At 52.9% G+C, this 23,569-nt stretch carries 19 protein-coding genes, 4 tRNA genes and 1 other RNA gene; 20 read left to right on the top strand and 4 right to left on the bottom strand.

What is annotated here, in order from left to right:
- Positions 1-9: 9 nt before the first annotated feature.
- The gene (gene ppiC / locus AC2A1E_RS07460; RefSeq protein ID WP_484383249.1) at positions 10-291 is read right to left on the bottom strand and encodes a peptidylprolyl isomerase PpiC; all 282 of its coding nucleotides are present in this window, start codon (positions 289-291) and stop codon (positions 10-12) included.
- A gap of 113 nt (positions 292-404) precedes the next feature.
- Here ppiC and rep point away from each other — a divergent pair, with 113 nt between their 5' ends.
- On the top strand, positions 405-2,429 hold the full coding sequence (rep, locus tag AC2A1E_RS07455) for a DNA helicase Rep (RefSeq protein ID WP_484383221.1): 2,025 nt from the start codon (positions 405-407) through the stop codon (positions 2,427-2,429).
- A gap of 34 nt (positions 2,430-2,463) precedes the next feature.
- Here the strand turns inward: rep and ppx are convergent, their stop codons facing one another.
- Positions 2,464-3,957 (bottom strand): exopolyphosphatase, encoded by a 1,494-nt coding sequence (ppx, locus tag AC2A1E_RS07450; RefSeq protein ID WP_484383220.1) that lies wholly within the window; start codon positions 3,955-3,957, stop codon positions 2,464-2,466.
- A 121-nt stretch (positions 3,958-4,078) separates the two neighbouring features.
- Positions 4,079-5,368 (bottom strand): ATP-dependent RNA helicase RhlB, encoded by a 1,290-nt coding sequence (gene rhlB / locus AC2A1E_RS07445; protein ID WP_459400816.1) that lies wholly within the window; start codon positions 5,366-5,368, stop codon positions 4,079-4,081.
- A gap of 137 nt (positions 5,369-5,505) precedes the next feature.
- Between rhlB and trxA the strand changes: the two genes are divergently transcribed.
- From trxA to AC2A1E_RS07350, 19 genes are all read left to right on the top strand, one after another.
- Entirely contained in the window at positions 5,506-5,832 is a 327-nt protein-coding gene (gene trxA, locus AC2A1E_RS07440) for a thioredoxin TrxA (protein ID WP_156293301.1), read from the top strand.
- Between the two features lie 402 nt (positions 5,833-6,234).
- Positions 6,235-7,494 carry a transcription termination factor Rho gene (rho, locus tag AC2A1E_RS07435; protein WP_021181558.1) on the top strand — a complete coding sequence of 420 codons (1,260 nt, stop codon included), beginning with the start codon at positions 6,235-6,237 and terminating at the stop codon, positions 7,492-7,494.
- A gap of 287 nt (positions 7,495-7,781) precedes the next feature.
- Entirely contained in the window at positions 7,782-8,879 is a 1,098-nt protein-coding gene (wecA, locus tag AC2A1E_RS07430) for a UDP-N-acetylglucosamine--undecaprenyl-phosphate N-acetylglucosaminephosphotransferase (protein ID WP_484383219.1), read from the top strand.
- Between the two features lie 20 nt (positions 8,880-8,899).
- Positions 8,900-9,952, top strand: a complete 1,053-nt coding sequence (wzzE, locus tag AC2A1E_RS07425; RefSeq protein ID WP_484383218.1) for an ECA polysaccharide chain length modulation protein — start codon at positions 8,900-8,902, stop codon at positions 9,950-9,952.
- A gap of 83 nt (positions 9,953-10,035) precedes the next feature.
- Positions 10,036-11,166: a non-hydrolyzing UDP-N-acetylglucosamine 2-epimerase gene (gene wecB / locus AC2A1E_RS07420; RefSeq protein WP_484383217.1), complete on the top strand. Its 1,131-nt coding sequence runs from the start codon at positions 10,036-10,038 to the stop codon at positions 11,164-11,166.
- Positions 11,163-12,425, top strand: a complete 1,263-nt coding sequence (gene wecC / locus AC2A1E_RS07415) for a UDP-N-acetyl-D-mannosamine dehydrogenase (protein WP_484383216.1) — start codon at positions 11,163-11,165, stop codon at positions 12,423-12,425. The genes wecB and wecC overlap by 4 nt, the downstream gene beginning before the upstream one ends.
- Positions 12,422-13,486, top strand: coding sequence for a dTDP-glucose 4,6-dehydratase (rffG, locus tag AC2A1E_RS07410; RefSeq protein ID WP_484383215.1), 1,065 nt, complete (start codon positions 12,422-12,424; stop codon positions 13,484-13,486). Before wecC ends, rffG begins: the two co-directional genes overlap by 4 nt.
- A gap of 66 nt (positions 13,487-13,552) precedes the next feature.
- Positions 13,553-14,434, top strand: a complete 882-nt coding sequence (rfbA, locus tag AC2A1E_RS07405) for a glucose-1-phosphate thymidylyltransferase RfbA (RefSeq protein WP_459400822.1) — start codon at positions 13,553-13,555, stop codon at positions 14,432-14,434.
- Positions 14,412-15,128, top strand: a complete 717-nt coding sequence (gene rffC, locus AC2A1E_RS07400; RefSeq protein WP_484383214.1) for a dTDP-4-amino-4,6-dideoxy-D-galactose acyltransferase — start codon at positions 14,412-14,414, stop codon at positions 15,126-15,128. The genes rfbA and rffC overlap by 23 nt, the downstream gene beginning before the upstream one ends.
- Positions 15,115-16,245, top strand: a complete 1,131-nt coding sequence (gene rffA, locus AC2A1E_RS07395; RefSeq protein WP_484383213.1) for a dTDP-4-amino-4,6-dideoxygalactose transaminase — start codon at positions 15,115-15,117, stop codon at positions 16,243-16,245. The genes rffC and rffA overlap by 14 nt, the downstream gene beginning before the upstream one ends.
- Position 16,246: 1 nt before the next feature.
- Positions 16,247-17,497: a lipid III flippase WzxE gene (wzxE, locus tag AC2A1E_RS07390; RefSeq protein WP_484383212.1), complete on the top strand. Its 1,251-nt coding sequence runs from the start codon at positions 16,247-16,249 to the stop codon at positions 17,495-17,497.
- Positions 17,494-18,579 carry a TDP-N-acetylfucosamine:lipid II N-acetylfucosaminyltransferase gene (locus tag AC2A1E_RS07385; protein WP_484383211.1) on the top strand — a complete coding sequence of 362 codons (1,086 nt, stop codon included), beginning with the start codon at positions 17,494-17,496 and terminating at the stop codon, positions 18,577-18,579. Before wzxE ends, AC2A1E_RS07385 begins: the two co-directional genes overlap by 4 nt.
- Positions 18,576-19,937 carry an ECA oligosaccharide polymerase gene (wzyE, locus tag AC2A1E_RS07380; RefSeq protein WP_484383210.1) on the top strand — a complete coding sequence of 454 codons (1,362 nt, stop codon included), beginning with the start codon at positions 18,576-18,578 and terminating at the stop codon, positions 19,935-19,937. The genes AC2A1E_RS07385 and wzyE overlap by 4 nt, the downstream gene beginning before the upstream one ends.
- A gap of 11 nt (positions 19,938-19,948) precedes the next feature.
- A complete protein-coding gene (wecG, locus tag AC2A1E_RS07375) occupies positions 19,949-20,689 on the top strand; it encodes a lipopolysaccharide N-acetylmannosaminouronosyltransferase (protein WP_484383209.1) in 741 nt (246 codons plus the stop codon).
- 204 nt (positions 20,690-20,893) lie between these two features.
- Positions 20,894-20,970 (top strand) — tRNA-Arg (locus tag AC2A1E_RS07370).
- 65 nt (positions 20,971-21,035) lie between these two features.
- Positions 21,036-21,111: transfer RNA gene (locus AC2A1E_RS07365), tRNA-His, on the top strand.
- A gap of 46 nt (positions 21,112-21,157) precedes the next feature.
- Positions 21,158-21,244: transfer RNA gene (locus AC2A1E_RS07360), tRNA-Leu, on the top strand.
- Positions 21,245-21,319: 75 nt separating this feature from the next.
- Positions 21,320-21,396: transfer RNA gene (locus tag AC2A1E_RS07355), tRNA-Pro, on the top strand.
- A gap of 33 nt (positions 21,397-21,429) precedes the next feature.
- Positions 21,430-21,559: non-coding RNA, RtT sRNA (locus AC2A1E_RS07350), on the top strand.
- 816 nt (positions 21,560-22,375) lie between these two features.
- Here AC2A1E_RS07350 and hemY read toward each other — a convergent pair.
- Positions 22,376-23,569: a protoheme IX biogenesis protein HemY gene (gene hemY, locus AC2A1E_RS07345; RefSeq protein ID WP_484383208.1), complete on the bottom strand. Its 1,194-nt coding sequence runs from the start codon at positions 23,567-23,569 to the stop codon at positions 22,376-22,378.

The following is a 23,569-nucleotide window of genomic DNA, read 5'->3' as shown; positions in this document are numbered from 1 at the left end:
CCCCTGAGTTTAATTGCGATAAAGCACCTTGATGATGTGATAACCAAACTGGGTTTTCACCGGGCCGAAGGGTTTCAGCAGTGGAATGCTGAATACCGCTTTATCAAAGGCTGCCACCATGGTGCCTTTGTTGAATTCACCCAGTGAGCCACCGTTACGCTTTGATGGGCAGCTTGAGTATTTGCGTGCCAGCGTATCGAAGCTGACACCACGCTTCAGTTTGGCCAGCAACTCGTTGGCCAGCTTTTCGTTATCTACCAGTATGTGCAGGGCACAAGCCGTTTTTGCCATCATCTTGTCCGTTCAGTCATGCAGAAATTGCCGCCATTATACCTGTTAAGTCTCGCTGGCGCTTTCTGCTACAATCCTTTCCCCCACGACATAAAATCGAGCAATAAAGCGCCATGCGATTAAATCCCAGCCAACAACAAGCCGTTGAATTCGTTACCGGGCCCTGCCTGGTGCTGGCCGGTGCCGGCTCCGGCAAGACGCGTGTGATCACCAACAAAATCGCTCATCTGATCCACCAATGTGGTTATCAGGCGCGGCACATCGCTGCCGTGACCTTTACCAACAAGGCGGCGCGGGAGATGAAAGAGCGGGTGGCGCAAACCATGGGGCGTAAAGAGGCTCGCGGGCTGTTGATCTCCACCTTCCACACGTTAGGGTTGGAAGTGATCAAACGGGAATATGTGGCGCTGGGGATGAAGTCCAACTTTTCGCTGTTTGACGATCAGGATCAGTTGGCATTGCTGAAAGATCTGACTGAAAAATGGTTAGAAAACGATAAAACGCTGGTAGCTCAGCTGATTTCTACCATTTCCAACTGGAAAAATGACCTGATAGATCCTCCTCGGGCGATGGGATTAGCACGTTCCGAGCGCGATAAGCTGTTTGCTCACTGTTATGGGCTGTACGATGCCCATATGAAAGCCTGTAACGTGCTGGATTTTGATGACTTAATCCTGTTGCCAACGTTGCTGTTGCAACGCAATGAAGAGGTGCGTGAACGCTGGCAGAACCGTATTCGCTATTTGCTGGTGGATGAATATCAGGACACCAACACCAGCCAATACGAACTGGTCAAACTGCTGGTCGGCAATCGTGCGCGTTTTACGGTGGTGGGTGATGACGATCAGTCGATTTACTCCTGGCGTGGGGCGCGCCCGCAGAATTTGGTGCTGTTGAAGGAGGATTTCCCCCACTTGCAGGTGATCAAATTGGAACAGAACTATCGCTCCAGCGAACGAATCCTCAAAGCGGCCAATATTCTGATTGCCAACAACCCACACGTGTTTGAAAAACGGCTGTTTTCCGAGCTGGGTTATGGCGAAGAACTGAAGGTGATTACCGCCAACAATGAAGATCATGAGGCTGAACGGGTGGTCGGTGAACTGATCGCTCACCATTTCGTGAAAAAAACCCATTACGGTGATTATGCGATCCTCTATCGCGGTAACCATCAGTCGCGGCTGTTTGAAAAAATGCTGATGCAGAACCGTATTCCGTACAAAATTTCTGGCGGAACCTCGTTTTTCTCACGGCCGGAAATCAAGGATTTGTTGGCTTACCTGCGCGTGCTGACCAACCCGGATGATGACAGCGCTTTCTTGCGCATCGTCAATACCCCGAGGCGCGAGATCGGCCCCGCCACTTTGCAGAAGCTAGGTGAATGGGCCAATCAGCGCAACAAGAGCCTGTTTCGCGCCAGTTTCGATCTCGGCTTGGGCCAGCATCTCACCGGCCGTGGTTTGGAGTCGTTGCAACGTTTCACACACTGGATGGAAGGGATTGCCCAGCTAGTGGAGCGTGAACCCGTGGCGGCAGTGCGCGATCTGATCCACGGTATCGACTATGAAAGCTGGTTGTTTGAGACTTCCCCGAGCCCGAAAGCGGCCGAAATGCGCATGAAGAACGTCAACACGCTGTTTGGCTGGATGACCGAGATGCTGGAAGGCAGCGAGCTGGATGAGGCCATGACGCTGACGCAGGTAGTCACCCGCTTTACCCTGCGCGATATGATGGAGCGCGGTGAAAGCGATGAAGAGTCGGATCAGGTGCAGTTGATGACGCTGCATGCTTCTAAAGGATTGGAGTTCCCCTATGTGTTCCTGGTGGGGATGGAAGAGGGTTTATTGCCGCATCAGAGCAGTATTGATGAGGATAATGTTGACGAGGAGCGGCGTTTGGCCTATGTGGGGATCACGCGCGCCCAAAAAGAGCTGATTTTCACGCTGTGCCGCGAACGCCGCCAATACGGTGAACTGGTGCGCCCTGAACCGAGCCGTTTCCTGCTGGAATTGCCGCAGGATGATCTCGCCTGGGAGACGGAGCGCAAGGTGATCAGCCCGCAAGAGCGGATGGAGAAAGGGCAGAGCCATCTGGCCAGTGTGAAAGCGATGCTGGCGAAAGCCAAAGGCGGGAATTAGAAAGAGAGGGCGCTGCCAGCGCCCCCTGATCACATCAGTGTTGTTCATCCACGAACAATGGCCAGTGGACATAGCTCTGCCAATGGCTCTCTTGCTCCAGCGTTTCGGCTCGCAGCGGGTGCTGTTCCAGCCAGCCGGGCGGGAGGATCACGTGCAGCTCTTCATCGTTGGCGCGCAGGCGCACCGCAGGCAGGGTATCGTCCCGGCGACGACTGGCAAAGATAATGGCTAAACGTAGAATACGGCACAAACGCTGCGCCATACGCGGCAGCACGGCGTTTTGCTGGCTCAGCAGCGGTAAATCAATGGTATTGCTCTGGTTTTGCAGCAGGGTGGCTAACAGTTTCTTCTGCGCTGGCGTAAAGCCGGGTAAATCCAGATTACGGATCAGATAGGCGGCGTGCTGCGGTGCCTGCTTGAAGTCAACGCTGAGGCCGATTTCGTGGATCAGGCAGGCCGCATGCAGCAGCTCACGACAGCGCGCATCCAGTTGCCATTCGTTGGCGATCTGCAAAGAAAAATTCGCCGCAAGCTGGCTGACACGTTCAGCCTGTTCGATATCCAGCAGATAACGGCGTTGCAGATTACGTAGGGTACGGCTACGGATATCCTGTTCGACCGGCAAATGCAGCATGCCATACACCAACCCTTCGCGCAGCGCGCCACCGGCCAGTGTCATACATTCGATGTTCAATTCCTGAAAAATCGCCAACAGGATCGACAAGCCACTGGGGAATACCAGTGCGCGTTCCAGCGTCAGGCCTTCGATTTCCAGCTCTTCCAGCTTGCCACACTGAATAGCTCGCTGTTTCAGTTGGCGCAGTTTAGGCAGCGTAATACGCTCATCCATCCCCTGAGCCACCATGATTTCTTGCAGTGCTTGTACCGTGCCGGAGGCACCGACGCAAATCTGCCAACCGTGTTGACGCAGTTGTGGCGCAATTGGACGGACCATTTCGCGCGCAGCCTGCTCGGCCGCGTCAAAGTTTTCCTGCCCCAGATTGCGATCGCTGAAAAAACGCTCCAGCCAGGTGACGCAGCCCATCGACAGACTGTAAAGCTGTGCGGCTTGCGCCCCGGTACCAGTGACCAGTTCCGTGCTGCCTCCGCCGATATCCACGACCAGGCGTTGGTCCGGGCCACCGGTGGTGTGCGCGACGCCGTGATAAATCAGGCGGGCTTCTTCTTCGCCGCTGATCACTTGAACAGGGCAACCGAGGATCTCTTCGGCGGTTTGCAGAAACTCATCCGCATTGTTTGCCAGGCGCAAGGTTGCGGTAGCCACTACGCGGATTTGTTCGCATGGAATATCCTGCAAACGCTCTGAAAATAACTTCAGGCATTGCCAACCACGCTGCATAGCCTCATGCGACAGGTGATTATGCTGATCCAGCCCGGCGGCCAGACGCACTTTGCGCTTGATGCGGGCCAAAGTCTGAATGCTGCCAGCCACCTCGCGAACCACCAACATATGGAAGCTGTTGGAACCCAGATCGATGGCGGCGTAAAGGGTGTTGGAACTGAGCATAATTATTCACTTAGCCTGGCAAGTTGCAACGCTGTAGACCTACCCCAAACACTTACCGGTGTAAGCTCTTGGGGATTCACATTCTCGCCGCCTGGTTGCAACTTGAAATTCATTAGGAATATCAGCCTGGACGCCTACGGTTGTTACGCGGTGCACTGCCACCACGACGTGGCGCTGAGTTACGGCGCGGGCCGTTGCTACCACGTGGGCGCACCAGGCGTTTTGGCGCCGGCAAATCCGTCAGTAGCGCATCGCTGTTGTATTTACTCACTGGGATGCTGTGGCCGGTATAGGTCTCGATCGCCGGCAGGTTCAACGCGTATTCTTCACAGGCCAGGCTGATGGAGTGACCGCTTTCGCCCGCGCGGCCGGTGCGGCCAATACGGTGTACGTAGTCTTCACAGTCATCAGGCAGATCGTAGTTGAAAACGTGGGTCACCAGTGGGATATGCAGGCCGCGTGCGGCAACGTCGGTGGCGACCAGAATGTCCAGGCTGCCCTTGGTGAAGTCATCCAGAATCCGCAGGCGTTTCTTCTGTGCGACATCGCCGGTCAGCAGGCCCACACGGTGACCATCGGCAGCCAAGTGGCCCCAGATGTCTTCACAGCGGTGCTTGGTGTTAGCGAAAATAATGCAGCGATCTGGCCACTCTTCCTCGATCAGAGTCTGCAACAGACGCATTTTTTCTTCGTTGGAAGGGTAGAAGAGTTCTTCCTGGATCCGATGGCCGGTTTTCTGTTCCGGTTCAACTTCTACATATTCCGCATTGTTCATCTGCTCGAAGGCCAGTTCGCGAACGCGATAGGACAGCGTGGCAGAGAACAGCATATTCAGGCGCTTATCAACCGCAGGCATGCGGCGGAACAGCCAGCGGATGTCTTTGATAAAGCCCAGATCGTACATACGGTCAGCTTCATCCAGCACCACCACTTGGATTGCACCCAGATCGATATAGTTCTGTTTAGCGTAATCGATTAAACGGCCAGTCGTCCCGACCAGGATATCCACACCGCTTTCCAGCACTTTAAGCTGTTTGTCGTAGCCGTCGCCGCCATAGGCCAGGCCCAGTTTCAAACCGGTAGACTGTGAAAGGGCTTCGGCATCGGAATGGATCTGTACGGCCAGTTCACGCGTTGGCGCCATGATCAAGGCGCGCGGCTGGTTGGTCTGGCGACCTTCTTTCGCCGGGTGGGACAGCAAATAGTGAAAAGTAGACGCTAAAAATGCCAGCGTCTTTCCGGTACCGGTTTGCGCCTGACCTGCAACGTCACGCCCAGAGAGCGTGAGCGGCAATGCTAACGCCTGGATGGGCGTGCAATGATGAAACCCTTTTTTCTCAAGGGCTTCAAGGACTAACGGGTGCAGGGCGAAGTCGGAAAACTTCTGTTCGGTCAAGTGTGTTTTGCTCATAGTATGGTAGAATATCAGCTAACTATTGCTTTACGAAAGCACATCCGTTGAAATAAACGCGGTGAAATAAAATCACCTTGGGTTGGTGAATACAACGCCAACGCCTACAAGGTAGACCTAATCCTGTGGAGTAGAACATGAGCGATAAAATTATTCACCTGACTGACGACAGCTTCGATACCGATGTGCTGAAAGCCGAAGGGCCAATCCTGGTCGATTTCTGGGCTGAATGGTGTGGTCCGTGCAAGATGATTGCTCCGATCCTGGATGAGATTGCCGAAGAGTTTGAAGGCAAGCTGACCATCACCAAGCTGAACATCGACCAGAACCCGGCTACCGCACCGAAATACGGTATCCGTGGTATCCCTACGCTGTTGCTGTTCAAGAACGGTGAAGTGGCAGCAACCAAAGTGGGCGCATTGTCCAAAGGCCAGCTCAAAGATTTCCTGAACGCGAATCTGTAATCGGGCGGGAAGCCCCGTGACGGGCGTCTGGATGTGGGTATTTAATTCACCGCTAGACGCCTGCCAAGAAGCGTGCTAAGTTTAACCACACTGCATATAGAACTTGCCCTAAGTAATAAATCTAAAGAGTTTGAATCTAAGCTTTACTCTGTGTTGAACCATCGGCGCCGCCATTGAATATGAACTCAGCCCGTGTTTCGACAATCAAACGGTTTTGCAAAAATCAGTTTTAAGGCACCTTCGATCTTAGACCGTTAACGCATGCGTCCAATGTAAGCCATTTCTTACCGTGACAGCTCAGCGGCTCGGCGATCGAACGTCCAGTAAACAGGCACGCATCTCGCTGCCATACCATTCACGATATTAGTTCGAGACATACCCCGAGTTTAAGAACCCACCACTATGAATCTTACCGAATTAAAGAATACGCCGGTTTCTGAGCTGATTACTCTCGGCGAAAATATGGGGCTGGAAAACCTGGCCCGCCTGCGCAAACAGGACATTATCTTCTCAATACTTAAGCAACATGCGAAAAGCGGAGAAGATATCTTCGGCGACGGCGTGTTGGAGATATTGCAGGATGGATTTGGTTTCCTCCGCTCTGGAGACAGTTCCTACCTCGCCGGTCCTGATGATATCTACGTTTCCCCCAGCCAAATTCGCCGCTTCAACCTCCGCACAGGTGATACCATTTCCGGTAAGATTCGTCCGCCAAAAGAAGGCGAGCGTTATTTTGCTCTGTTGAAAGTCAACGAAGTTAACTACGACAAACCGGAAAACGCCCGTAACAAGATCCTGTTCGAAAACCTGACGCCTCTGCACGCCAATTCCCGTCTGCGGATGGAGCGCGGTAATGGTTCAACAGAAGATCTGACGGCTCGCGTACTGGATCTGGCCGCGCCGATTGGCCGTGGTCAACGTGGTCTGATCGTGGCACCGCCGAAGGCCGGTAAGACCATGCTGCTGCAAAATATTGCACAAAGCATTGCTTACAACCATCCAGACTGCGTGCTGATGGTGTTGCTGATCGACGAACGTCCGGAAGAAGTGACCGAGATGCAGCGTTTGGTAAAAGGCGAAGTTATCGCTTCTACCTTCGATGAGCCCGCCTCCCGCCACGTGCAGGTTGCAGAAATGGTGATCGAAAAGGCCAAACGCCTGGTCGAACACAAAAAAGACGTTATCATCCTGCTGGATTCGATCACCCGTCTGGCGCGTGCCTACAACACCGTGGTACCTGCTTCTGGCAAAGTGCTGACCGGTGGTGTGGATGCCAACGCCCTGCATCGTCCGAAGCGTTTCTTCGGTGCGGCACGTAACGTTGAGGAAGGCGGTAGCCTGACCATCATCGCTACCGCGCTGGTGGATACCGGTTCGAAGATGGACGAAGTGATTTACGAAGAGTTTAAAGGTACCGGTAACATGGAATTGCACTTGGCGCGTAAAATCGCCGAGAAGCGTGTGTTCCCTGCTATCGATTACAACCGCTCCGGTACCCGTAAAGAAGAGTTGCTCACCACATCTGAAGAACTGCAGAAAATGTGGATCCTGCGCAAGATTATTCACCCAATGGGCGAGATCGACGCAATGGAATTCCTCATTAATAAGTTGGCAATGACCAAAACCAATGATGAATTCTTCGACATGATGAAGCGCTCATAATTCAGTAAAAAATATTCGAGGAACGCCACGCCTAGTCGTGGCGTTTTTCGCTTTTGGCGGATACGATAAGTGGCAGTGAAAAGAACGTAAGTGTTTCTTACGGCTTACTGAGAATTTATCTTATTTACACCTGTTTTTGACGTTAATACGTTGAAGTAAGAAATGACTTGGGCATGGATGAATGGATATGCCTGTTGTCATAAGAAATGACTGAAAGGTCGCTTTGCATATGGTGCGTTTTTTTACCCATGTTAAGCTGCCTCATCTTCTTCAGAGATTTGTTAACTGTGAACTTACTCACTATGAGTACTGAAATTCTTTTTGTTTTCCTGTTCTCTCTGGCTTTTTTATTTGTTGCCCGCAAGGTAGCAAAACGGATAGGTTTGGTTGATAAACCTAATTATCGCAAACGTCATCAGGGCTTGATCCCGCTTGTTGGCGGCATTTCTGTTTATGCAGGTCTCTGCTTTGCTTTCCTGATTTCTGACCAAACGATTGCCCACGGTAAACTTTATCTCGCTTGTGCGGGAGTATTAGTGTTTGTCGGTGCTTTGGACGATCGTTTTGATATCAGCGTTAAAATACGTGCCACTGTTCAGGCCTTGGTGGGCATTGCCATGATGGTGTTTGCTGGCCTCTACCTGCGCAGCTTTGGCTATGTGTTCGGTGGTTGGGAAATGCTGTTGGGGCCGTTTGGCTATCTGGTTACCCTGTTTGCTGTCTGGGCGGCGATCAATGCTTTCAACATGGTCGATGGTATTGACGGGTTGCTGGGGGGGCTCTCCTGCGTGTCATTTGGCGCGCTAGGAGCACTGTTATATATGAGCGGCCACTCTGCGCTCGCTTTCTGGTGCTTTGCCATGCTGGCAGCTATCGTCCCTTACATTTTGCTTAACCTCGGCATACTGGGCCGACGGTACAAGGTCTTTATGGGGGATGCGGGCAGTACGCTGATTGGTTTTACGGCTATCTGGATATTGTTGCAAAGCTCCCAAGGGCCGAGTCATCCCATCAAACCGGTTACTGCGCTGTGGATTATCGCTATTCCGTTGATGGATATGATAGCGATCATGTATCGTCGTCTGCGTAAGGGCATGAGTCCGTTCTCTCCCGATCGCCAGCACATCCATCATCTGATTATGCGAGCAGGTTTTACGCCACGTCAGGCGTTTGTGCTGATTACGCTGGCTGCTGCGATTCTGGCGGCGATTGGCGTGCTTGGCGAACGTCTGACCTTCATCCCTGAATGGGCAATGTTGGCACTGTTCTTGCTTGCTTTTTTCTTCTATGGCTATTGCATCAAACGTGCATGGCGTGTCGCGCGTTATATCAAACGAATGAAACGCCGTATTCGACATGCAACGAACAATAAGCAAATACCTTAACCTGAGGCTTTTGGGCAGAGATGACTCCAGAAACAACGTCTGAAAAAAATACCCCGGTGGTCGATAATGAACTCGATATCCGCGGTCTATGCTGTGCGCTGTGGCGCGGTAAAAAGTGGATTATCGGTTTTGCGGTGCTGTTTGCCGTTATCGCACTGATCGTCTCCTATCTGGTCAAACAGGAATGGAGCGCGACGGCGATCACCGACAAGCCAACGGTTAACGCGTTGGGGGGATATTATTCGCAACAGCAGTTCCTGCGTAACCTCGATATGCGCACCGTGCCAGCAGTGGCGGGCGATAGGCCAGGGATTGCCGATGAAGCCTATAATGAATTCATCATGCAGTTGGCGGCCTATGACACGCGCCGTGATTTCTGGCTGCAAAGTGACTACTACAAACAGCGACAGGAAGGGGATGCGCGGGCTGATGCGGCATTGCTCGACGATCTGATTAACAATATTCTGTTTACCCCACGTGACGACAAGAAAGTGCTGAACGACGGCGTGAAGCTGACGGCAGAAACGGCACCGGATTCCAACCGCTTGCTGCGTCAGTATGTTGCGTTCGCCAGCCATCGGGCCGCACAGCATCTGAATGAAGAAATTCAGGGTGCATGGGCGGCGCGTACCACGTCGATGAAAGCGCAGGTCAAACGTCAGGAAGCGGTCGCAGATGCGGTTTACCAGCGTGAGCTAAAAACCGTTCAGCAGGCATTGAAAATTGCTGAGCAGCAGGGAATTAGCCGCAGCCAGACCGATACACCCGCAGAACAATTACCGGACTCCGATTTGTTCCTGTTGGGCAAGCCGATGCTTCAGGCTCGTCTGGAAGGGCTACAGGCTTCTGGTCCAACGTACGATCTGGATTACGATCAGAACCGCGCCATGCTGGCAACGTTGAACGTTGGCCCGACGCTGGATGCCAAGTTCCAGACCTATCGCTATCTGCGCACGCCGGAAGAACCGGTAAAACGTGATAGCCCGCGCCGCGTATTTTGGCTGATTATGTGGGGTGCAATTGGTGCCCTGGTTGGCGCTGGCGTTGCTTTGGCGCGTCGGCCACGTAATTAAAAAAGACCATTATTTCGCTGATGGGTGCTTTAGCGCCCAGTTTGCAGGTTCGCCTGCGGTTCACCGACCAAAAGAGATTCGCTGTGAAAGTGTTGACTGTTTTTGGCACCAGGCCGGAAGCCATCAAAATGGCTCCCTTGGTACATGCTCTGGCTCAGGATGCAGCCTTTGAATCAAGAGTCTGCGTTACGGCACAGCATCGTGAGATGTTGGATCAGGTATTGCGTCTGTTTGAAATAGTACCGGACTACGATCTGAATATCATGAAACCTGGTCAGGGGCTGAGTGAAATCACCTGCCGCATTCTGGAAGGGTTGAAAGGTGTTCTGGAAGATTTCAAACCCGATGTGGTGCTGGTTCACGGTGATACCACTACCACCATGGCGACCAGCCTGGCAGCGTTTTATCAGCGTATTCCTGTTGGGCATGTGGAAGCCGGTCTGCGTACCGGTGATCTTTATTCTCCATGGCCTGAAGAGGCAAATCGTAAGCTGACTGGTCATCTGGCGATGTACCATTTTGCGCCGACCGAAAATTCACGCTCGAATCTGTTGCGGGAATCGCTGCGTGATGACCATATTTTTGTCACGGGCAATACGGTGATTGATGCGTTGCTATGGGTTCGCGATCGTGTCCTGGGTGACGAAGTATTACGTAATAGTCTTGATCAGCGTTATCCCTTCCTGGATGCCAACAAGAAGTTGATCCTGGTGACTGGCCACCGTCGCGAAAGTTTCGGCGGTGGATTCGAGCGCATATGCAGCGCTCTGGCAGAAATTGCCCGCCAGCATCCAGAAGTTCAGGTGGTTTACCCTGTACACCTTAATCCTAATGTCAGCGAGCCGGTCAACCGGATCCTGAAAGGCATCGACAACATTGTGCTGATCGATCCGCAGGATTACCTGCCCTTTGTTTATCTGATGACCCACTCTTATATGATTCTGACCGACTCTGGCGGCATTCAGGAAGAGGCACCGTCGCTGGGTAAACCGGTGTTAGTGATGCGTGATACCACCGAGCGGCCGGAAGCCGTCGATGCCGGAACGGTACGTTTGGTGGGGACGGATGTAACAAGAATTGTCGATGAAGTGACCCGGTTGTTGACGGATGAAAATGAATATCACGCCATGAGCCGGGCGCATAACCCCTACGGTGACGGGCATGCCTGCCAGCGTATCCTCGAAGCTTTAAAGAATCATCAGGTGACACTATGAGTTTTAACACTATTTCAGTTATTGGCCTGGGTTACATCGGTCTGCCAACGGCGGCGGCGTTTGCTTCCCGCAAGAAAAAAGTGGTTGGTGTAGATGTTAATCAGCATGCGGTGGACACCATCAATCGTGGTGCGATTCATATTGTGGAACCCGATCTGGACCGAGTAGTGAAGGAAGCGGTTGACGGGGGATTCCTGCAGGCGGTGACCAAACCGCTGGCGGCAGACGCTTTCCTGATTGCGGTACCCACTCCGTTCAAAGGGGATCACGAGCCCGATCTGGCCTATGTTGAAGCGGCGGCCAAGTCATTGGCACCGGTACTGAAAAAAGGCGATCTGGTGATTCTGGAGTCTACCTCACCGGTGGGTGCGACTGAACAAATGGCGCAGTGGTTGGCCGAAGCGCGCAGCGATCTCAGCTTCCCACAGGATGCTGGTGAGCAGGCTGACGTTAATATCGCCTATTGCCCTGAGCGTGTATTACCGGGCCAGGTGATGGTTGAACTGATCCAGAACGACCGTGTTATCGGTGGTATGACACCTAAATGTTCCGCGCGCGCCAGCGCACTGTATAAGATTTTCCTTGAAGGTGAATGCGTTATCACCAACTCGCGCACCGCCGAGATGTGCAAATTGACGGAAAACAGCTTCCGTGATGTCAACATCGCGTTTGCTAACGAGCTGTCGCTGATTTGTGCCGATCAAGGAATCAATGTGTGGGAACTGATCCGCCTGGCTAATCGCCATCCGCGCGTCAATATCTTGCAGCCGGGCCCTGGCGTCGGTGGGCACTGTATCGCCGTTGACCCATGGTTCATTGTGGCGCAAAACCCGCAGCAGGCACGCCTGATCCACACCGCGCGTCTGGTTAACGATGGCAAACCGCTATGGGTGGTTGAACGCGTTAAAGCGGCAGTGGCCGACTGTCTCGCAGCAACCAACAAGCGTGCTTCCGAGGTGAAAATTGCCTGTTTTGGCCTAGCGTTCAAGCCCAATATTGACGATCTGCGTGAAAGCCCGGCGGTGGAAGTGGCACACCTGATTGCGGATTGGCACGTAGGTGAAACTCTGGCAGTGGAACCGAACGTTGAGCAATTACCGAAGTCCTTGGCTGGCCACGTGACGTTGAAAGATGTTGCCAGTGCGCTGCAACAGGCTGACGTGATCGTGATGCTGGTCGATCACAAAGAGTTCAAGGCGATTAAGCCGGAAGAGATTAAGCAATCCTGGATTGTTGACACCAAAGGGGTCTGGCGTTGAAACGTATTTTAGTCACCGGCGGTGCCGGTTTTATCGGTTCTGCCGTGGTGCGGCACATCATCAGCAGCACTGCCGATAGCGTGGTAGTGGTGGATAAGCTGACCTATGCGGGCAATCTGGAGTCGTTGGCTGGGGTGGCTGATAACGCGCGTTATGCTTTCGAACAGGTCGACATCTGCGATCGCGCCGCGCTGGATCGGGTATTTGCCCAGTATCAGCCTGATTTTGTGATGCATCTGGCGGCAGAAAGCCACGTTGATCGCTCCATTGACGGTCCGGCGGCGTTTATTGAAACCAACGTGGTGGGAACCTATACCATGCTGGAAGCGGCTCGCCATTACTGGCAGGCACTGGCAGAAGATAAAAAGCAGGGCTTCCGCTTCCACCATATCTCTACCGATGAAGTGTACGGCGATCTGCACGGTACTGACGACCTGTTTACCGAAACTACGCCTTACGCACCCAGCAGCCCGTATTCAGCCTCCAAGGCATCGAGCGATCATCTGGTGCGTGCCTGGTTGCGCACCTACGGGTTCCCAACCGTGGTGACCAACTGCTCTAACAATTACGGCCCTTATCACTTCCCAGAGAAACTGATCCCATTGGTGATCCTGAACGCGATTTCTGGCAAACCGTTACCGGTTTACGGCAATGGCGCACAGGTGCGTGACTGGCTGTATGTGGAAGATCATGCACGCGCGTTGTATCAGGTGGTGACCGAAGGTGTGGTGGGCGAAACCTATAACATCGGTGGGCACAACGAGCGCAAGAATATTGAAGTAGTGCATACCATTTGCGAACTGCTGGAAGAACTGGCACCGAACAAGCCGCAAGGTGTAGCGAACTACCGCGACCTGATCACCTATGTTAAAGATCGTCCCGGCCACGATATGCGTTATGCCATCGATGCGGGGAAAATCGAGCGTGAACTGGGTTGGCTCCCGCAGGAAACCTTTGAAAGCGGCATCCGCAAAACAGTTTCCTGGTACCTGAACAATGAAACCTGGTGGCGCCGTGTCCAAGATGGTTCCTATGCGGGTGAACGTTTAGGGTTAAGTTAATACCCTCTAGATGAACGCGCGGTGTTGAATAGGCGCCGCGTTGTTACTGTAAGTTCAGGAGTTATTATGAAAGGCATTATTCTTGCCGGTGGTTCAGGGACGCGTTTGCACCCGATTACTCGTGGTGTTTCTAAGCAACTGCTCCCTATCTATGATAAGCCGATGATCTACTACCCGCTCTCGGTGCTGATGTTGGCCGGGATCCGCGACGTTTTGATTATCTCTACGCCGGAAGATCTGCCATCGTTCCGCCGTTTGCTCGGCAGCGGTGAAGAGTTTGGGATCAACCTCAGCTATGCGGAACAGCCGAGTCCAGACGGCCTGGCGCAGGCATTTCTGATCGGTGAAGAATTTATTGCCGGTGAGCCGACCTGCCTGGTGCTGGGCGATAATATCTATTTCGGTCAGAGCTTTAGCCCGAAACTGAAAAATGTGGTAGCGGGCTTGCAGGGCGCGACAGTATTCGGTTATCAGGTAATGGATCCAGAGCGTTTCGGCGTTGTGGAGTTCGACGATAACTTCCGTGCGTTGTCGATCGAAGAAAAGCCAGCCAAGCCGAAGTCCAATTGGGCGGTTACGGGGCTCTATTTTTACGACAACCAGGTAGTGGATTTTGCCAAGCAGGTGAAACCATCGCCACGTGGTGAGCTGGAAATCACCAGTATCAACCAGATGTATCTGGAACGCGGCGAATTGAGCGTTGAGTTGCTGGGCCGTGGCTTTGCCTGGCTTGATACCGGTACTCACGACAGCCTGATTGAGGCCAGTACCTTTGTGCAGACGGTGGAAAAACGCCAAGGGTTCAAGATTGCCTGTTTGGAAGAAATCGCCTGGCGTAACGGTTGGCTGGACGATGAAGGCGTAAGACGTGCCGCTCTGGCGCTGGCTAAAACTGGCTACGGCAAATATTTACTGGATTTATTGCATGTCCGCCCGCGCCAATATTGAGCCTTTGGGCTGGGAAAGCGAATTTTTCCATATTTCCAGCGCCAAGCTGCATTTTGACGATGCCGCACCACGGCTCAGTGATGCGGAATTAGATGCTTTTGCGCTGGTGCAGGCCAAAATACCGGCACAACGCCTTGATTTAGCAGATGCATTGACTGAGCATGGTTTTCGGCTGGTAGAAGGCGAAGTTGATTTAGCACTGGTGGTTGGCACGGAAAATGCTTCATTATCGGCGGTGCGCACGGCTGTTCCTGAGGATATCCCGGTATTGCGGGCGGCAGCGGCCAGCGTATTTGCCGCCAGTCGTTTTCGCGCTCCTTGGTATGGGCAGCAGGACAGCGGGCGATTTTACGCCACCTGGATTGAAAAAGCGGTACTGGGGACCTTCGATCATCAGTGTTTATTAGTGCTGGGAAGCGATGGGCAGCCAGAAGGTTTTGTCAGCCTGCGTGATATCGGCCAGCAAGAAGCCCGAATTGGTCTGCTGGCCATTTTCCCAGGTGCGCAAGGAAAGGGTGCCGGTTCACGGCTGATGGCTGCCGCGATCGCCTGGTGTCAGCAGCGCGAGCTGCAACGCCTGTGGGTTGCGACCCAGATGAGTAATATTGCCGCGTTACGGCTCTATCAACGGCACGGTGCCATCATAGAAAGCACCGCGTATTGGTTCTACAGAGGTTTACATGATTCCATTTAACGCACCACCGGTTGTTGGCACCGAGCTCGATTATATGCAGGCTGCAATGAGCAGCGGTAAACTCTGTGGTGACGGCGGCTTTACGCGCCGCTGCCAGCAATGGATGGAGCAGCATTTCGGCAGCCCGAAAGTGCTGCTGACGCCTTCTTGCACCGCTTCACTGGAAATGGCCGCCATCCTGCTGGATATCCAGCCGGGTGATGAAGTGATCATGCCGAGCTTCACCTTCGTTTCTACTGCGAACGCCTTTGTGCTGCGTGGCGCGGTGGTGGTGTTTGTTGACGTGCGTCCAGACACCATGAATATCGATGAAACCAAAATCGAAGCCGCGATTACCGAGAAAACCCGCGCTATCGTGCCAGTGCACTATGCCGGCGTGGCCTGCGAGATGGACACCATCATGGCGCTGGCAAAGAAACACAACCTGTTCGTGGTTGAAGATGCCGCGCAGGGCGTTATGTCGACTTACAAAGGCAAAGCGTTGGGGACTATCGGCCACATCGGTTGCTTCAGTTTCCATGAAACCAAAAACTACACCGCTGGCGGTGAGGGCGGCGCAACGCTGATTAACGATCCTACGCTGATCGACCGTGCGGAAGTGATTCGCGAGAAGGGCACCAACCGCAGCCAGTTCTTCCGCGGTCAGGTTGATAAATACACCTGGCGCGATATTGGCTCCAGCTATCTGATGTCTGACCTACAGGCGGCTTATCTGTGGGCGCAATTGGAAGCCGCAGAAGAGATTAATCAGCGTCGTCTGAAACTGTGGCAGAACTATTACGATGCGTTCAAGCCGCTGGCGGATGCGGGCCGTATCGATTTACCGGTGATCCCTGAGGGTTGTGTACACAATGCTCATATGTTCTACGTCAAACTCAAGGACGTTCAGGATCGCACGGCGTTTATCGATTACCTGAAGGAAGCCGAGATCATGACGGTATTCCATTACATCCCACTGCACGCCTGCCCGGCGGGTGAGAAGTTTGGCCGTTTTGCCGGTGAAGACCGTTTTACCAGCAAGGAAAGTGAGCGTCTGGTGCGCCTGCCGCTGTTCTACAACATGTCCGATGTCAATCAGCGTACGGTGATCACGACTATCTTGAGCTTCTTGGCCTGATATGTCGCTGGCAAAAGCATCGATTTGGACCGCCGGTTCCACGCTGATAAAAATTGGCGTGGGGCTGTTGGTAGTCAAAATGCTGGCGGTGGCTTTTGGCCCCAGCGGTGTCGGGCAAGCGGGTAATTTCCGCCAATTGATTACCGTGCTGGGCGTGCTGTCCGGTGCCGGGATTTTTAACGGCATCACCAAATATGTGGCGGAATATCATCAGGATCCACAGCGGCTGCGCATGGCGGTGGGTACCGCCTCCAGCATTGTGCTGGGTTTTTCGACCCTATTGGCGTTGGTATTCCTGTTTGCCGCCGAGCCGATTAGCCGTGGGCTGTTCGGCCATGCCGACTATGTGAACGTAGTACGAGCATTAGCGTTTATCCAAATGGGTATTGCTTACGCCAACCTGTTTTTGGCCATTCTGAAAGGCTACCGCGATGCCATGGGCAACGCGGTGGCGGTGATCGCCGGTAGCCTGATCGGTGTGGTGGCTTTTACCTTGTGCTTTAAGCTGGGCGGCTATGAAGGCGCGTTGGCCGGTTTGGCTCTGGTTCCTGCGCTGGTGGTGCTGCCTGCCGGTTTCCTGCTGTGGCGGCGCAAGACGCTGCCGTTACGCTATCTGGCGCTGGCGTGGGATAAGGCGCTGGCTAGCCATCTTGGCAAGTTCACCATCATGGCCCTGATCACCTCTGTGACTCTGCCGGTCGCCTATGTGATGATGCGTAACCTGCTGGCAGCGCATTACAGCTGGGACGAAGTGGGTATCTGGCAAGGGGTAAGCAGTATCTCCGATGCTTATCTGCAGTTTATTACCGCATCGTTTACCGTTTACCTGCTGCCAACGCTATCGCGCCTGAAGGAAAAAAGTGCCATTGCGCAAGAAATTGTGCGGTCGCTGAAATTTGTCTTACCCGCGGTGGCCACCGCCAGCTTGGCCGTGTGGTTGCTGCGTGATTTCGCAATCTGGCTGCTGTTCTCCGAAAAATTTGTTGCGATGCGCGATCTGTTTGCCTGGCAACTGGTCGGTGATGTGCTGAAAGTCGGCTCTTACGTTTTCGGTTATCTGGTGATCGCCAAAGCATCTCTGCGTTTTTATATTCTGACGGAAGTCAGCCAGTTTGCCTTGCTGACGCTGTTCTCGCACTGGCTTATCCCGCAGCATGGAGCGCTGGGTGCGGCACAGGCCTATATGGCAACCTACATCGTGTATTTCGCGCTCTGTAGCTGCGTATTTATCCTCTATCGTAGACGAGTATGATCACACTGATTCACGTACTGGGATCTGATATCCCGCATCATAATCATACGGTGCTGCGCTTCTTTAATGACGTGCTGGCTGAGCGCTTACCCTCTGAACAGGTCGGCCATTTTATGGTGGCCGCCAAGGATGCTGCGGCGTTGGGCTCGTTTCCCGCACTGAAGGTGGAAACCTTTCCGGGTAAGAAAAGCCTGGCGGAGGCGGTGATTGCTCGCGCTCAGGCCGACCGCCAGACTCGTTTTTTCCTGCACGGCCAGTTTAATGCGGCGCTGTGGCTGGCGTTGCTGAGCGGTAAAATCAAAGCCCATCAGGTGAGTTGGCATATCTGGGGGGCCGATCTATATGAGAATGCGACCAGTTGGAAGTTCCGGCTGTTCTACATCCTGCGCCGCATTGCGCAGGGGCGGGTCAGCCATGTGTTTGCTACGCGTGGCGATCTGATCCACTACCAGCAGCGCCATGCGCGCGTTCCGGCTTCATTGCTGTACTTTCCGACGCGCATGGATCCTCAGCTCACCGGCATCGAAGTGCAAAAAAACAGCGCTGGGCCGTTGACCATTCTGCTGGGGAACTCGGGTGATCGTACTAATCGCCATATAGAGGCGCTGAAGGCGATTCATCAGCAGTTTGGTAGCGATGTACGGGTAATTGTGCCGATGGGCTATCCTGCCAATAACGAGGCTTATATTGAGCAGGTGCGTGCCGCCGGGCTGGCGTTGTTCAGCGAAAAGAATCTGCAACTGTTGACGCAACAAGTGGCGTTCGATGATTACCTGAATATTTTGCGCGCATGCGACCTTGGCTACTTTATCTTTGATCGGCAGCAGGGCATTGGCACTCTGTGCCTGTTGATACAGTTTGGCGTGCCGTTTGTGCTCAGCCGTAAAAACCCGTTCTGGCAGGATTTGGCGGAGCAGCATCTGCCGGTACTGTTTTATGGCGATTCGCTGGATGAAGCTATCGTCCGCGAGTCACAGCGTCAGTTGGCGTTGGTGGACAAGCATTCGATAGCCTTCTTTAATCCGAACTACGTCGATGGCTGGCAACAGGCATTGGCGCAAGTGGCGGGAGAAAACCCATGACGCTGGCTCAATTTGGCGGGTTGTTTGTCGTCTATCTGATTGGGGCACTGTTTGTGCTGACGCTGACCTATCAGGAGTTCCGACGCGTTCGTTTTAATTTTAACGTGTTCTTTTCCCTGCTCTATCTGTTGACGTTTTACTTTGGTTTCCCGCTGACTTGTCTGCTGGTATTCCAGTTTGATGTTCAGGTGGTGCCTGTCGAATTCCTGCTGTACGCCATTCTTTCTGCGACCTGTTTCTACGCGATCTATTACGTCAGCTATAAAACCCGGTTGCGCAAGCGCAGCAGCCAACAGCATAGGCCGATATTTACCATGAACCGGGTGGAAACCCACCTCACCTGGATGTTGCTGGCGCTGGTGGCTATTGGTACCGTTGGCATTTTCTTTATGCAGAACGGTTTCCTGCTGTTCAAACTGAACTCCTACAGCCAGATCTTCTCCAGCGATGTGTCAGGAGTGGCGCTCAAACGCTTCTTCTACTTCTTTATCCCGGCGATGCTGGTGGTTTATTTTCTCAAGCAGGATGTGCGCGCCTGGTTCTTCTTCCTGGCAGCGACGGTGGCCTTTGGGATCTTGACCTATGTGATCGTGGGCGGCACCCGTGCCAATATCATCATTGCTTTCTCGCTGTTCCTGTTTATCGGCATTGTGCGTGGCTGGATTTCCCTGTGGATGCTGGTGGCCGCTGGAGTGTTCGGTATTGTCGGCATGTTCTGGCTGGCGTTGAAACGCTACAGCCTGGATGTCAGCGGCCCTGAAGCGTTCTACACTTTCCTGTATCTGACGCGCGATACTTTCTCGCCGTGGGAAAATCTGGGGTTATTGCTACAGAATTACGACAAGATCGATTTCCAGGGGCTGGCGCCGATCGTGCGTGATTTCTATGTGTTTATCCCTACATGGCTATGGCCAGGGCGGCCCGATCTGGTGCTGAATACCGCTAACTACTTTACTTGGGAAGTGTTGGACAACCATTCTGGTCTGGCGATCTCCCCCACGCTGATTGGTTCGCTGGTGGTGATGGGCGGGGTGCTATTTATCCCGCTGGGTGCCATCGTGGTGGGTTTGATCATCAAGTGGTTTGACTGGTTGTATGAAATGGGCAAAAGCGAGCAGAACCGCTTTAAAGCGGCTATTTTGCAGGGTTTTTGCTTTGGTGCGGTGTTCAATATCATCGTATTGGCGCGTGAAGGGGTGGATTCCTTTGTTTCACGCGTCGTGTTCTTCTGCATCATTTTTGGTGTCTGCCTGATTCTGGCCAAATTGCTGTACTGGCTGTTTGATATCGCTGGGCTGATAAAGGTACGGATAATACGCAAACGCACAATGGTGCCCTCTGCTGGCAGCCTTCTATAAAGGTAATAACAATGGAAGCAAACATTTCGGTTCCCAAGTATGTGTTACGTGGCTTCAGCCTGTGGGGGTTCCGTGACATGGCGCAGTGCATGGATTTTCTGTTTGACGGTGGCCGGGTAAAACAAGGCACGCTGGTCGCGATGAACGCAGAGAAAATCCTTAAGGCGGAAACCGATCCTGCGCTGCATGCCTTGCTGGATGAGGCAGAGTATAAGTATGCCGATGGTATCAGCATGGTGCGTTCGATCCGCCGTAAATATCCTGGCGCAGAGGTTTCCCGCGTGGCTGGGGCCGATCTGTGGGAAGCCCTGATGCAACGTGCCGGGCAGGAAGGCACACCGGTGTTTCTGATTGGTGGCAAGCCTACGATACTGGCAGAGACCGAGCAGAAACTGCGTAGTCAATGGAATGTGAACCTGGTGGGCAGCCAGGATGGTTACTTCACACCTGAACAGCGTGAAGCGTTGTTTGAACGCATTGGTGCCAGCGGGGCCGCGATCGTGACGGTAGCCATGGGATCGCCAAAGCAGGAAATCTTTATGCGGGATTGCCGCAAAGTGCATCCACAAGCGCTGTATATGGGCGTAGGCGGCACCTATGATGTGTTTACCGGCCACGTGAAGCGTGCGCCCAAGATTTGGCAGAATCTTGGTTTAGAATGGCTCTATCGCTTGCTCAGCCAGCCGAGTCGCATTGGCCGTCAGCTCAAATTGCTCAAATTCGTTGGCTACTACTATACCGGCAAGATGTAATCCTCAGTGCTTTTGCCAAGAGGCAAAACATGGCATCAGCCTGAAAAGCGTATGAAAAGTCGGCGTTAACCGTTGAAAAGGGGCGACAGAAGCCCTTTTCCTGCGGAGGAGTGAGCAAAGCGTAATCAAACACAACATTTCTGCGAAAAAGCACTAGACAGGATTGGTTTAAAACCGTAGTATCCCCACCCGCAACGGCGCTACGCGCCCGTAGCTCAGCTGGATAGAGCGCTGCCCTCCGGAGGCAGAGGTCTCAGGTTCGAATCCTGTCGGGCGCGCCATTAAGTTTGTGCGCAGGAGCTGCGGTGGTATGATTACCGCGTGAAATAGTAGTGATGAAGTAATGGTGGCTATAGCTCAGTTGGTAGAGCCCTGGATTGTGATTCCAGTTGTCGTGGGTTCGAGCCCCATTAGCCACCCCACTTTACCTAGGGTAAAGTAAAGAGTTAAAAGCTGTTTTGTGACCGTGCGAAGGTGGCGGAATTGGTAGACGCGCTAGCTTCAGGTGTTAGTGTTCTTACGGACGTGAGGGTTCAAGTCCCTCTCTTCGCACCACACAAAATGTCTGATAAATTTTAATATTTACATAGACATAAGCTTGAAGATTCAGTAGTATCAGCAACAAGAAATCGGCGAGTAGCGCAGCTTGGTAGCGCAACTGGTTTGGGACCAGTGGGTCGGAGGTTCGAATCCTCTCTCGCCGACCAATTTTAAGAAACCTGCTTTGTAAGCAGGTTTTTTTACGTCTGAAGTTTAAGAGGATGAGTACCTCCGAAGGAGGTTTGAGCCGAGCGACGCGAGACAACGTTGCTTTAGCAACGGCCCGCAGTGCGCGTATCGAAGATGCGAGTCATCCTCTCTCGCCGAGCAATTTCAGAAAAACCCGTTCAGCAATGAATGGGCTTTTTGCTTTTTGCGATTATATTTTCGTCCTTTGGCCGCTACTTCGCTTTCTGCTTTCCCTCTATTACGGCGTCGTTTCTCACCATGTTGTTTTTCGACGACAATGGCACCTACCTTTGTCGTCAGTTTGAGACATTTAATTTATTGATTTTAATGAATAAAAACTGATTTTCTTTATGGCGTCGTGTTAAGGCGACAGATTGGGGTGAGAGTAAAAATACCCAATGGACAGGTGAGAATGAGGTGATCAATGCGTGAAATTAAAATTCTTTAAATTCAATCAGATAATTTATTTTCTATGATTTTTTGTAAGTTGGCACGCGAAGTGCAATATCTATCTCGTAGATGCTCATTCCATCTCTTATGTTCGCCTCTGGCTTCATAAACCCAGGAATGATGCAGAGCCAATTTTAGGGTGCCTATTGTCCACCAGAACGATGAAAGCAACTGCTTCATCACACTCCGGGCATAACGTTGAGTGAGGCACCACCCCTGTTGTTCTAGACCTGATTGCTTCTTATACACTTGCCTATACGGCAAGTGTTTTTTTTTGCCTTTATACCCTTCATACTTCAAGTTGCTTGGGTGTTGGCCGCACTCTGTTGCCCCAGTCACATAGTGAGCTATGCCCCTGCTCCAGTGCTTGCCGCCTACAAGCAACTCGGATTATTTTGGATATACCTTCTGAGTTAACGACATGTATTAGAGAGAGGGTAAAAATTAAGCCGAAAAAAAACGCGACCCAATGCAGTGGCCGCGTTCTGATGGTATGAAAGAGAAGGCTTACTCGCCGTTTTGTTTCAACGTTAGCATCAGCCCTTCGCGGCGCATCTGCGCAGCCTCATCAGGGCGGTGGAGTTTTTCCAACGCATCGGCCAGCCAGGCGAAGTCATAGGCATCAGGGCGTTGCTTCAGCGCTTCATTGAAGGCATCACTGGCCTGCTGCCATTCGCCATGCTTCATCAGCAACTGACCCAGCGTACTGCTCAGCAACGGGGTCGCACCGTGTTGCTTGATCTGCTGGCGCAACGCTTTTTCCAACTGTTCCGGGTTACCAGACTTGATGCGTGGGATCAGTAAGACCAGGCGTTCATCATATTGGCGTTTCAGACTGTTGAGCACGATATCCTGCGCCAGTTCATGGTCATCACATTCAATAAGGTGTTCCACCATCGCCACCTGCAGCGGGACTTCATGGCGTGTTTTGCGGCTCTGATCTTTCCACCAGAGTTTCAGGCCATCACTCCCTTCATCCGCCATCGCCTGATTCATCAGGCCGATATAGGCTTGCTGCTGTAATGCCTGAAGTTCGTCTTCGGTGTGCAGGTTGATTTTGCTCATCGAAGGCAGGATTTCCAGCAATGACGCGTAAGCTCCGGTTTGCAGATAAGCTTGCTCAGCCAACCGCAGCACTTCCGGGTGACGAGGCGCCTGATTCAGCAGGAGATCGACGCCGTGGCGTGCTGCATGTGCTTCACCCTGAGCCAATTGGATACGTACACGGGTGATGTCTACCGGCAACTGATCGGTGTCGGCCACTTCGGCCGCACGTTCCAGATATTGGTTGGTTCTGAAATCATCACCGCGCTGCTGTGCCGCTTCGGCCGCCAGCAGATAGTTCACCACCGGTTGTTCTGCATGATCGGCATTACGTGTCAGCAGTTTTTCGACCTGTTTGTAATCACCTTCTGCCAGCTTGATGAATGCGGCTTTGGTCTGTTTGTGCGCACGGCTGCGTTTGCGGCCAAGGAACCAGCCACGGGTACGGGCACCGGTGCGGAAAATACGGCGCAGGATCCATTCGATCACAAACAGCACCAGGAACAGCAGGATCACCATGATCACCAGGCCGGTGACGCTGGTTTCAACGTTGTAGTTGTCGGTCTGGATCAGCACATAACCTTGATGGCCGGCCAGCATTGGCCCCACCACCACGCTGGCGATCAGCACCAGGAACAGGAATAACACGCGTAACAT

The sequence above is a fragment of the Serratia sp. HNCC26DJ206 genome (assembly GCF_057180605.1).
This window is presented reverse-complemented; position numbering and strand designations above follow the sequence as displayed.